General features: G+C 39.1%; 15 protein-coding genes. 5 read left to right on the top strand and 10 right to left on the bottom strand.

Annotated features, from left to right (window positions below):
- Nucleotides 1–29: 29 nt before the first annotated feature.
- From O3607_RS06570 to O3607_RS06525, 10 genes are all read right to left on the bottom strand, one after another.
- A complete protein-coding gene (locus O3607_RS06570) occupies nucleotides 30–1,727 on the bottom strand; it encodes a ShlB/FhaC/HecB family hemolysin secretion/activation protein (RefSeq protein WP_371443585.1) in 1,698 nt (565 codons plus the stop codon).
- A 169-nt stretch (nucleotides 1,728–1,896) separates the two neighbouring features.
- Nucleotides 1,897–2,265, bottom strand: coding sequence for a hypothetical protein (locus O3607_RS06565; protein ID WP_024064634.1), 369 nt, complete (start codon nucleotides 2,263–2,265; stop codon nucleotides 1,897–1,899).
- Nucleotides 2,266–2,303: 38 nt separating this feature from the next.
- A complete protein-coding gene (locus O3607_RS06560) occupies nucleotides 2,304–2,693 on the bottom strand; it encodes a hypothetical protein (protein WP_295213008.1) in 390 nt (129 codons plus the stop codon).
- A gap of 116 nt (nucleotides 2,694–2,809) precedes the next feature.
- Nucleotides 2,810–3,673 (bottom strand): histidinol-phosphatase HisJ, encoded by an 864-nt coding sequence (hisJ, locus tag O3607_RS06555; protein ID WP_371443584.1) that lies wholly within the window; start codon nucleotides 3,671–3,673, stop codon nucleotides 2,810–2,812.
- An 86-nt stretch (nucleotides 3,674–3,759) separates the two neighbouring features.
- The gene (locus tag O3607_RS06550) at nucleotides 3,760–4,260 is read right to left on the bottom strand and encodes an N-acetyltransferase family protein (protein WP_371443583.1); all 501 of its coding nucleotides are present in this window, start codon (nucleotides 4,258–4,260) and stop codon (nucleotides 3,760–3,762) included.
- A gap of 312 nt (nucleotides 4,261–4,572) precedes the next feature.
- A complete protein-coding gene (locus O3607_RS06545) occupies nucleotides 4,573–5,241 on the bottom strand; it encodes an energy-coupling factor transporter transmembrane protein EcfT (protein ID WP_371443582.1) in 669 nt (222 codons plus the stop codon).
- A gap of 9 nt (nucleotides 5,242–5,250) precedes the next feature.
- Complete coding sequence (locus O3607_RS06540; RefSeq protein WP_371443581.1) at nucleotides 5,251–6,063, bottom strand: energy-coupling factor ABC transporter ATP-binding protein; 813 nt, start codon at nucleotides 6,061–6,063, stop codon at nucleotides 5,251–5,253.
- Nucleotides 6,056–7,681 carry a tryptophan transporter gene (locus O3607_RS06535; protein ID WP_005387479.1) on the bottom strand — a complete coding sequence of 542 codons (1,626 nt, stop codon included), beginning with the start codon at nucleotides 7,679–7,681 and terminating at the stop codon, nucleotides 6,056–6,058. Before O3607_RS06535 ends, O3607_RS06540 begins: the two co-directional genes overlap by 8 nt.
- 142 nt (nucleotides 7,682–7,823) lie before the next feature.
- Nucleotides 7,824–8,144, bottom strand: coding sequence for a type II toxin-antitoxin system RelE/ParE family toxin (locus tag O3607_RS06530; RefSeq protein ID WP_129823534.1), 321 nt, complete (start codon nucleotides 8,142–8,144; stop codon nucleotides 7,824–7,826).
- 2 nt (nucleotides 8,145–8,146) lie between these two features.
- Nucleotides 8,147–8,392: a type II toxin-antitoxin system prevent-host-death family antitoxin gene (locus O3607_RS06525; RefSeq protein ID WP_039969495.1), complete on the bottom strand. Its 246-nt coding sequence runs from the start codon at nucleotides 8,390–8,392 to the stop codon at nucleotides 8,147–8,149.
- Nucleotides 8,393–8,646: 254 nt separating this feature from the next.
- Between O3607_RS06525 and O3607_RS06520 the strand changes: the two genes are divergently transcribed.
- The 5 genes from O3607_RS06520 (at nucleotide 8,647) to rbsD (ending at nucleotide 11,820) form a co-directional block, all read left to right on the top strand.
- On the top strand, nucleotides 8,647–9,303 hold the full coding sequence (locus O3607_RS06520; RefSeq protein ID WP_005387476.1) for an NAD(P)H-binding protein: 657 nt from the start codon (nucleotides 8,647–8,649) through the stop codon (nucleotides 9,301–9,303).
- Nucleotides 9,304–9,537: 234 nt separating this feature from the next.
- A complete protein-coding gene (locus tag O3607_RS06515; protein WP_005387475.1) occupies nucleotides 9,538–9,819 on the top strand; it encodes a type II toxin-antitoxin system Phd/YefM family antitoxin in 282 nt (93 codons plus the stop codon).
- 4 nt (nucleotides 9,820–9,823) lie between these two features.
- Nucleotides 9,824–10,150 (top strand): type II toxin-antitoxin system RelE/ParE family toxin, encoded by a 327-nt coding sequence (locus tag O3607_RS06510; protein WP_005387474.1) that lies wholly within the window; start codon nucleotides 9,824–9,826, stop codon nucleotides 10,148–10,150.
- 342 nt (nucleotides 10,151–10,492) lie between these two features.
- Nucleotides 10,493–11,380, top strand: coding sequence for a ribokinase (rbsK, locus tag O3607_RS06505; protein WP_005387473.1), 888 nt, complete (start codon nucleotides 10,493–10,495; stop codon nucleotides 11,378–11,380).
- Nucleotides 11,381–11,406: 26 nt separating this feature from the next.
- Nucleotides 11,407–11,820 carry a D-ribose pyranase gene (gene rbsD, locus O3607_RS06500; protein WP_005387472.1) on the top strand — a complete coding sequence of 138 codons (414 nt, stop codon included), beginning with the start codon at nucleotides 11,407–11,409 and terminating at the stop codon, nucleotides 11,818–11,820.
- Nucleotides 11,821–11,864: the final 44 nt, after the last annotated feature.

The following is an 11,864-nucleotide window of genomic DNA, read 5'->3' as shown; positions in this document are numbered from 1 at the left end:
AACGGTATAGCTGCACTAGATTACAACACTTAAAACTGATAACTACCTCTAAAGGCCCACACACGCGTATCTGTATCAAACCCTTCTGGCTTTTTAATAGGGGTTCCCAGTGATACATCGTAATTTACAGCATCACCAACTGTTCCGCGAACCCCGACTACGCCACCAACCAAGGTATTACCTACTTGCGTTTCTGTAGATGGGCCCCATACATGTCCAATATCTACACCTACATAAGGGGTGACTTGTTGCTTTCTAAATGGTAATGCCCATTCATTTTGTACGTAATAGCCAGAATCTCCTCTTAAGGTTTCTTCTCCACTAAAGCCTCGTACAGAATAACGACCACCAATACTAAATTGTTCGGTACCAAATAAGCGTTGGTCTGTAAACTGGCTTCTAAAACGCATCGTATACATACCTTGCTTATGACCCATACGAACACCCGTTTGAACTTGACCTTCTACGCCTGCCATTTTATATAGTGTAGTAGGATTATCTGACAAGCCTTCCCAACTCCGTACTTGAGCACCCAATCCATTAATACCTTGTCGATAGAATAGATAAACATCGGATACAGTATTCCCACTATATTGACGATGAGATAAACCCACCTCGACAGCGGTTGTATGTTGCTCTTGTACACCAAGCTCTACATCATCTAAATAATTGTGACGCTCCTTATGAATGACTTTAGCTACAGCCGAAGTCTTAGAGCGACTTGTTCTATTTAATACTTGCTCTACTGCAAATTCTGTACCTTGCGTAGTGCCAGAAGAACGAAACGCATTTGGCATGAATACCAATTGATTATAGCTATATTTGTACGTTGAAATACGATACGTACGATTTCCGTCAGGAACAGAATAGCTAACCGCATATTGTTTTGATCCATGACCATCATCATGATGACTGATATCTTTTGTAAAGCTAGTAGTTAATACGTCATTGAGTCCTGCCAATTGACTAAAAGATAAAAATACAGCTCCTTGATACATCCCTGTCGATTTATTTCCAGAATTATCTAGCATCAAAGATCCGTGTACGAAACCTTTTTGCTCAACAGTAAGCTTAATAATAGAATGTAATGGTTTTGTACCTGGCTCTATAGTCATCTTAATATCTTGACCTGGTACATTACGCATTTGGTCAATCCCTTGCTCAAGAGCTTGACGACGTAATACGTAACCCGGTCTTACAGGAAAGGCACTACGCCAATTAGTACGTGCTTTAGAATTTGTAAGAACAATATCTTCTACATAGCCAGGCATAATCTCAAAAGTGAGTGTACCAGACTGTAAATCTTGATTTGGCACAACTACTTGACTCGTAATATACCCATCAGATAACAGTTGCTCTTGTAATTCCTTTTGTAAAAACTGAATACCCTCAGTTCCAATGCGATTATGGTTATATACCTGCAATTGATTTTTATATTTTTGTAACACTGGTTCTGAAGAAGTTACTACAATATGCTCTATTGCAAACGATGTACTTTCCTTAGGTAATGACTTCATTGGCACTTTATCTAAACCTGTATAGGCAGATTCTGAACGCGGCAAAGCGGCCCCAGTCATTGGTGCTTCTGCACGTTGGCGTAATGAAGCATCGGCTCGGGCCGCTTCTTGTTGTATAAATGGGTTTGATACTTCTGCCGCAAAACTAGGCATAATACCGAATGTGGTCAGCAAGCTAACACAACCTGCTGCAATACATACAACTCTCATTAATTCCTCTCCTTTCTTCATAAAGTAAATTATATATTAAATTATATTTTTTTTTGCAATAAAATATTAAACATTTTTGTATTCTATTTATTATTTTGGTAAAAATAGAAGGTAGTTGATTAATTTTATCAACTACCTTCTATTTAAAATAATATCACTGCATTGTATCTTACAAAGATAAAGAATTTAACTGTAATAAGTCCACATCATTATAAATCAAATTTGTTATTTCAAACTTATCGTTTAGAGTAAAACATCCCTTTATTTCATTATAAGCGAAAGCATAGCCGTACATACTTTCACCATGAATAGAGACAACAGACATAGGCTCAACTACCGCATCAATAGGTACCGCATGATGTCCTAGTTGATCTATTACAAACTTAGCTTGTTCTCTGTCACATGCCAAAATTTGCCCCAAATCATATATGGCTTGATTTTTCTTTTCATTCCATTCATCATACTTCTTGCGTTGTCTAATGTTATAGAATATACCAATAAGTATAATAAGAGTTAGAATTTTAAGTATTATCTCCATACGTTCTGTTCCTCTAAAATGCCTAATCAGCTAACACACTAAAAATTCATAAAAATAATTACAGTTACACAGACTAGCATATACGGAATAAAATAAAGATAAAGCATGTTAGCAGAACGACATAAACGTTCTTTTTCAGAAACTGACAAACCTGTAACCGCTTTAGCAACTTTATTTCTAGAATAAATATCACCTAATACTGCCAATAAAAAGATTACTGCTAATACTCTTGTTCCCCACAAGGTGTGGCCCCAAGGAATTACAGTATATGCTACCACAGCGAGACCTTTTATTAACTGAAAAATTTTAATTTCTACACTCTTCTTTAAATCAATATTGTTTAATCGAAAAGACTGCACTTTAAAAACATCGAATAAGTATATGATAAATACGCAAATTATTATATATGTTGCAGCACTATAATTCATATTATTTCCTATCCTACTTAACGATTCTGTGCATCTAAATCACGGTAATATATAAAAAGGCCTATACTTTTACCCATATGTTACAAAGAATAGAGCCAAGTATAGACCTTTTGCAATTATCCCCAAACTTTTTCTATATCTGCTATGCTATGTGCATCAGAGCCCAATACAAATGGCACGCCGATGACAGCAGCCATGCCTTGGATAAAGCGGCTTGGATACATTTCACGGCAGTCTGGTTTAAAGAAACCACTCATGTTATAGTCTAGCTCGCGACCTTGTACGCGCATGATATGTAAAATATCACTTACCACCTGCGCATTACGACGATCTAAGTGATGTTCAAAACCAAAGTGATGTTGGTATTTCTTAATCAAATCAAAGTGACCGATGCGTTTTGGTGTATATTCGCCGAGGTCAGCACGTACGGCTTGGCGTACAGTAGAGTAATATTTGTAATACAACTCATATTGTTTTTCAATCCACGGACCAAAACCCTTTTCAAATTCTTCAGGGCTATAGTCTAAGCAGTAAAAGGCATTATTAACGCCTTCCATAAAGTGAACGGATAAAATATTATCATCCGTTAATGGACCATAACGGTCTAGGAACTCCTGAATATCTGCCTCAAAGCCTGGAATATAATCCACCTCAAAGCCGAGGGAGATATCGATATGTGTACCATAGGCACGTTGTAATTGACGACCTAATTCTAGATAGCTATCAACTTGGTTTAATTTCAAAGACGCTGTATCATAGGCCTTTTGGTCACCACCATATTCAGCTGCAAAAGCCTTTGGCAACGGCGCATGCTCTGTAAGGCATACCTTTTCAATACGCAACTCGATGGCCTTTTCAATCATCAATGCAGTTCGGTCCCCACTACCATGGGGACACAATTCTGTATGCACATGACCATCTACAAGACGGCTTCGATACTTGCTGTATCCAACAAACTGCCGTTCATCCTTCATGTTCATTCAATCACCCTATTCGCCCTACCCCTTGGCGAACCCTTATCTATCATCTGTACATTATTAGTCTTTACTTTAATATCTATGTTTTATTATACCAATAATGCGTATGTTTCGGTATCCTGATATTTACCATGTTTGAAACCAACTTGCGGTGTTAGCCCACAATAGGTAAATCCAAAACGCTCGTGCAATGCCGTGCTCGCTGCATTCCCTGCCGTAATAACAGACACCACCGTATGCAATGTATCCGTTTCTTTTGCGTGGTCTAAAATATGTGCCATCAACTTAGATGCCACGCCTTTGCCTCTATATTCTTGATGAATGTAAATAGATAATTCGACAGTACTTTTGAAAGCATCCTTTGTTCTATATGGTGAAAGCGATGCATAACCTACAACTACATCATCTATAAGACCTACAAAAATACAATGCTCTGAAGTTTGATGCGCCTCATACCACTCCTGCCACTCTGGCAACGTACGCAGCTCAAGATCAAGCGTTGCTACGCCGTTCACAACCTCGTAATTATAAATATCTAAACAAACTGCGATATCATCCTTTGTAATTGGTCGTATTACTAATTCACTCATAAGAAGCCCTCAAAACAGTTGTTATCCAAAACTGAAATTATTTCTATATAACATAATATATAAAAAGAACCTAAATACGCAAGAAAAAAGGACGAGTTTCAACTCGCCCTTTTTGTTATATTGTAGGCAATATTTTGTACGCTTACTACCTATCAGTAGGATATCATAAATAAATTTCCAAAAGATAAACAAAAGACACCTAGAAATTTGGCCATTTCCAGGTGTCTTTTCAGGTGTACCAATTAAGATACCCCATACTCTTCAAATTAATTATAACACAATTAACACTATGAATTTATCTAGTTCTATCTATTACACAATTACGAATAGTAGTATTGTAATAGCAATCAATGCCCCAATCACGCCGTAATCGATAGTTTTCAAGCCTACAGACGCTGCAAAGCTATGAGTAGGTCCACCGAAGCCGCGTAGTTCTAGGGACAACGCCATTGTTTCGGAGCGGCCCAAGGATTTTAAGAGCAATGGTTGGATCACGGATGCGTAAGATTTCATGCGTTTAATGAAGTTGCCTTCTAAGGATAAACCACGGCACGCTTGCGCCTCTTGTACAGCATGGCTTTCAGCAATGAAGTCAGGCACAAAGCGAAGTGCTGCGGTGAACATAAATGCATATTCATAAGGAATTTTGCATTGTGTTACGAGCGCTGCTGTAAGGTCTTGCAATTTTGTAGTTGCCAATAGACAGATAAACACAAGTGTCATCGCAAGCATACGCAAGCCAGATACGATGGCAGATGTTATATCGCCGCTACCGAGGAATTGAATGATGCCAAGGAATACAGCAAAACTAGTCAATGCCGCTACAGCCTTACGTTGTTTGATTAATAAACCTGCAACAAATAACACGACAAGTTCTACAACGACTAAGGCCAATAGAGATGCCCAGTCGCGTAATAGAATGGCCCACACGGATACAGCGAGGGTCATCAAGATTTTTGTTAACGGTACTAAACGTTCCATATGTCCCTCCTATTTTCTGCCCAACTGAGCCACTAACTTAGATTTCAATTCATCCATGGATTTGCAATAACCGAGGGATGGTACCGCTAGTGAAAGTTCCACACTTGGAGGTTTTGTAAGGCCTAGGTCTTGCAATTCGTCCGTAGACTTCTTGAATAATTCTTCTGGACTGCCATCAAAGGCAACGGTTTGGTTACCCATGATGAGTGCACGGCTACATTCGCTAGCCATGATTTCCATATCATGTGTAATGAGAAGGATCGTAATGCCTTCTTGATTGAGTTGGCGCAATAACGCTAACAACTCTTTAGTTTCCTTACCATCTTGACCACTTGTTGGTTCGTCGAGGATGAGGATTTTAGATTGCATCGCTAATGCAGAAGCGATAGCAACGCGTTGCTTTTCGCCGCGGCGCAATGTTGGAGGATACGCATCACGCAAGTGAGCAATACCTGTGCGTTCCAACACTTCGTCGACGATTTGTTTCACTTCGGATTTACTACGGCCCAAAGACTCAGGGCCAAAAGCAACCTCTGTCGCTACAGTAGGTCTGAACATTTGGCGATCCGGTTGTTGGAATACATAACCGATGAATTGACCACGTTTAGATGGTGGCATAGACGTAATATCTGTGCCGTTATAGTACATGCGGCCTTCGCTAGCCTTTTCAAGGCCTACGAGCAAACGAGTAATCGTCGTTTTACCACAACCATTACGACCACCGATGGCAATATATTCGCCACCTTCGATGGTGAAAGTCACATCTCGGAAGATGTCTACGGATGGCACATAGCCAAAGCGGATATTTTCAACCTTAAGCATGAGCGCCACCGTCCTTTCCTTGTACATCATCAACGCGTTGAATTGGTTGTTTATTTACTACTGTATTGGATTGATTAGTAGAATTTTCTACTGTTTTAGATTGATTTACTCTAGAGTTGCTTTCACCATGCACCTCAGTTTGGATGGCGTGAGCCATTTCAATTTGGTGCAAGCCCTTGATAGCAGACTCGATGCTAAGCCAAGGCTCATCGCTGTGGAAGCCCGCTTGTTCAAGTTCCATATACGTAGTGAACACGGATGGCAACGCATCAACGTGAATATTGTGTTCGTACATGTAACGAAGCGTAGTTGGTACATCGTCGTCACATGCAATAGAGCCATCCACCATGAGAGCCATGCGGTTTGCATACGGCAATACAGCGTGTAAGTCATGGTCGATAACGACAACGGTAATACCGTGTTTCTTGTTCAAATCACCTACGAGGCGATATAATTCGGCAGTCCCATCTGGGTCAAGGGAGCTCGTTGGTTCATCGAGAACAAGAACAGTTGGGTTCGTAGCCAATACGGAAGCAATCGCCAAACGTTGGCGTTGACCACCGGATAGACTAGTAATTTTGCGATCTTCTAAGCCGATAAGACCAACTTGTGCAAACACCTCTTCAGAACGTGCTTTGATGGTTTCACGGTCATAACCGCGATTTTCCATGGCAAAGGCCACTTCTTCACGAACAGTCATCGTTACGAGTTGTGTATCGTAATCGGCAAGAACTACACCGATGTGATTAGCCAATTCAGGAATTTCCATTTGCGTAGTCGCTTTACCATCTACGAACACCATGCCTTCAAGGCGACCGCCGTAGAATTTAGGCACAGCCCCTACCATAGCCATGCAAAGAGTACTTTTACCACAACCAGCAGGACCAGTCACAACGAGGAAGTCCCCATCATGTACGTCGAGATTGATGTTTTCAAGAGATGGTGTCGTCGCCTTAGGATGGTAGTAATTTACGTGTTCAATGGAAATCTTAGCTTGGCGCTCAGGCAAAATCGTCATGTGACTATGGTCAGATGTCAATTGATCTGTACTTGGCAACATACCGCGTTTGGAGAATAGACGTTGCGCCGGAATGTACAAGATTGGCGTAATGGCACCATTCAAAGCGCCTACGATAAGAACCATCGGCCACATACCATACATATATACATTGTCTGGTAAGCCCAATACTTTCCACAAAATAGTAACGAAGATACCACCAGATACAACAGTCGCTAAAAAGCCAGATAGAATTGGCGTTAAATCAAAACCACCGATTTTACGGAACTTCACGGACAACATAGCGCGTGTCACGAGAGCTGCCGTCAACGCACCGCCTGGCTCTGACAACAAGTTGCCATAAGGAAATGCTGACTTAGACGTCAATACGTTAATGAGGGCCGCTACAAGGCCAATCCCTAATGTTTGACTCAAACTAGGGCGAGTCAATAAAATAGCTACGCAGTACGTAGCAATCGTCCAGTTCGGCGTTACCCCAGCCACACTAGGGCTCACCAAATGCAATATCGTGCCCAATGCGAGCATCAATGTGCTGACAGTAACCCATCTAAACTGGCCACCCTGCACATGCGTGTACACAAGATCTTGAATCCGTTCCATAAATAGCCTCTTTTCTAAAAATGAATATATAGTGTCTATTGTAACATTCTTCAGAGATTTGTGAAAGGCAAGATACTATTATAGATAGTATGTTTATCATATGATAAAAAGCACCATCTATTAACGATAGTGCTTTTAATAACTAATGTACTTCATCTAATAGTATTCTAAGATAATCACGTCTACTGTTTAATATTCTATCAATATAGATAGTCCGGTCTAAATAACGATAAAAACTTAAATAATTATGACAAAGTAAATATCTGTATTCAATTTTGCTTTCTAAATTAATCAATAATCGCTGCCCCATTTCTGGAAATATACTCAACGAGTCATTCGTAGTCACTATATCCGAAACGGTTTTCTTAGCTAACTCAATATCACCGGTTTCTTCTTCTATAAAAGATTTTATTTCTAGCAAATCTTCTCGTGCTTTTGGTGCATAGCTAATTTGATTATTCATAATCAAATCCCCAATTCACTCTTTAGTTGCTCTGATGAAATCCAGCCTTGTTCTTCACCAGATTTACGACCTGTCTCTAAAGCCCCCATAAGTTTTATAGTAGCCATTACACGTTCATAATCTTGAATATCCATAATTGCATACCTACCTCTACCATTTTTAGTTAAAAATACAGGACTATCTATAGTAACATCACGTAAAACTTCAGAATAATTACGTAAATCTGAAATAGGTTTTATATTCGGCATACTATCACCTCCAGAATACTTTAGTGATATAACACTCATCTTTCTAATATCTTATCATTATTGTAGTTAAATTATCATGTAAATTCAACATCAAATTTTACAGCGCATCTCTAAAATTTGAAGAAATCGATTTGAGTATCTTATAACAACAAAAGAAATTCTAGCTATTAATTAAATTGTTATTCTCACTTTCTCGTCATATAGTTGTGATATAATGCATACAAATACTTATGCCTAGGACATAGGAGGTCTATATGTACAAATATATTACAATTTTAGGGGCCGCTGGCCAAATTGCACAAAAGTTGACTGCTACATTATTAACATATACAGATATGCACCTTACATTATATGGTCGCCAATTGAGTACTCGTTTACATCCAGAAATTTTAGAACATGAACGCGTTACTGTCATCGAGGGTTCTTTCCAAAATCCTGCTAAATTAGAGGAAGCGGTAACAAATGCAGAGATCGTATTTGTAGGCGCTATGGAGTCTGGCAGCGATATGGCGGCTATTGTGAAAGCATTGAGCCGTAAAAACGTACGCCGTGTTATCGGTCTTTCTATGGCTGGTCTTTCTGGCGAATTCCCTGCAGCACTTGAAAAATGGACCTTCGACAGCTTGCCTATTAGCTATGTACAAGGCGAACGTCAAGCACGCAATGTGTTGCGCGAATCCAACTTAAACTACACAATCTTGCGCCTCACATGGCTCTACAATGATCCAGAAAATACAAATTATGAGCTCATTCCTGAAGGTGTTCAATTTAACGATGCCCAAGTTACACGAGAAGCTGTAGTAAAAGCTATCTTCGACATCTTACATGTAGATGATGAAACACCATTCCACCGTGCAAGCATCGGTATTGGCGAACCAGGCACACACTACGACAAACCAAGCTTTCACTAATATATAAATGAATATTTAGTAAAAAAGAGAAAATACTATATACCAATACAAGACTATCTTCAATGCGCTTGAAGATGGTCTTTTTATATATCATTTATGATTAAAGTATCTAGTTAACCCTATTTGAATTAAATATCTCATATATATTTATATACTGTAATTATATCGTTTAAATGATATAATTACAGTATATAAATAATGAACTAACACTTTTAAAATTATAAGGAGATAACTATGGGAATATTACGTGAAACAATTCGACCATCCTCTGATTTACGAAATAAGTATCCTGAAATTTCTAAATCCTTACAACTTAAAGATGAGGCTGCCATTATTACTGTAAATGGTCGTGGTGATACCGTAAGTCTCGGCTATAATACATATAATATGTTAAAGTCAAAAATAGAATTACTATCCTCTCTTGTAGAAGGGCAAAACGATATCATTCAAGGTCGCACCACTACACTTGATGAAACCTTCAGCAGTATTGATAAAATGCTAGATCAAATGGGGTAACTCTATGAAAACCCAAACCTACACAATCATTCCTACGGAAAAGTTCAATAAAGAGCTACATCAGCAAATACTTTATATAGCTATGCAGTTTTCAAAAGAAACAGCTATACAAGTCAAAGAAAATATTCAAAATTCGATTTCAAATCTTATGAACCATCCATATATGGGGGCTAAACCTAAAATTAGAGCACTTAATGACAGCGACTTTCGAATGTTAATTTTAGAAAAACTTATCATTTTCTACACAGTTGTAGAGGAAACAAAAACAATTTATTTAATCTCTATACTTGATCAACGACAAGATTATGTAAATATACTAAATGGATTATAACGTTTCACCTTATTCAATACTTTTTCAATAACAAAATAACCATTCAAATAGGTATATCCAAAATCTAATCAGTACATTTTTACTCATGTAATATAGATTTTGGATATACCTTTTCTTATTCCCATATTTTATAGTTATTTATATAGATAAACTTTCGTATTTAGGCTATACTAATAAATGATTAAGTTATACTAATAGATATGTGAAAGTAAACGCCTATGCGGTTATCGATACTATTTATATATACATTTTGTTGTATGAAATATCGCAAAATTCATGTATAAAAATTAACGATATCCATTTTTAGTCCCACTTAGGGCTGAGGCTGATTAAGGAGTTATTATGAATCGCATTGTTGTTATTGGTAGTTGCAACATGGATATTGTAGTGCTCGCGGATAAACGTCCGGCGGCAGGCGAAACAATCATGGGCAACGAATTGCACATCGCCCACGGCGGTAAAGGTGCAAACCAAGCGGTAGCTGCTGCTCGTCTCGGTGCAGAGGTTACTATGGTAGGCTGCATCGGCGAAGATGCATACGGCCAAATGATTTTAGATAATCTAAAAGAAAATTTCATCAATACAGATTACATTGTTACTGTGCCGAATACTACAACAGGTACAGCCCACATCACATTGGCGGAAGGCGATAATAGCATCATTGTCATTGCAGGTGCTAATGCTAAGGTTGACAAAAGCGTAGTAGATAACGCTTGGTCTGCTATCGAGCAAGCAGATCTCGTAATGGTGCAAAACGAAATTCCTATTCCCACCATCGAATACATCGTTCGTCGTTGTCACGAGGCTAATGTGAAAGTCCTCTTAAATCCAGCTCCAGCGGCTGACCTCAATCCAGAGTGGTTAGAATTAGCAACCTATATTACGCCAAATGAGCATGAGCTATCTGCCCTCTACCCTAACCAATCTACAGAGGAAACATTATTGGCAAATGAAAACAAAATCATCGTTACCCTCGGCAGCAAGGGCGTAGGTTATGCAGATAATGGTGAAATTCACACCGTATCTGGCTTTAAGGTTGATCCAGTAGATACAACAGGCGCAGGCGATACATTCAACGGTGCCTTTGCAACGGCTATCGTTAATGGTAAAAGCTTAGCCGATGCATTGCACTACGGCAACGCAGCCGCAGCCCTCTCCATCCAACGCTTGGGCGCCCAAGGTGGTATGCCTACGAAGGATGAGGTTGCTGCATTCTTGGCTGAGAATTAACATATTGAATAGATAAGGAGTTTACCATGCAACGACACGGCATTTTAAATAGCCATATTGCTAAGGTGCTTGCTGATTTAGGTCACACAGATACAATTTGTATCTCCGACTGTGGCTTACCAGTACCTGAAGGGGTTCAAAAGATTGACTTAGCCTTAGATTTTGGTGTACCAAGCTTTGAGCAAGTAGTATCCGTCATCGCTAAGCATATGAAATCCGAAGCAGTTCATGTGGCAACAGAAATTAAAGAAAATAATCCAAAGGCTTACAACTTCTTGGAGTCTACCTTCCCATCCGATCAATATGAATGGATCGAAACAAGCCATGAAGCTTTCAAAGAAGCTACAAAACAATGCAAATGCATTATTAGAACTGGTGAAGCGTCTCCGTATGCCAACATTATCTTGCGCGCCGATTGTATTTTCAGCGACCGTCCGTAGGATAATCGCATACAAAACGCAGCACATAAGTGTAAACGATACTT

The sequence above is a fragment of the Veillonella sp. 20925_1_51 genome, from assembly GCF_041431445.1.
GTDB classification, from domain to species: Bacteria; Bacillota; Negativicutes; order Veillonellales; family Veillonellaceae; genus Veillonella; species Veillonella nakazawae.
This window is presented reverse-complemented; position numbering and strand designations above follow the sequence as displayed.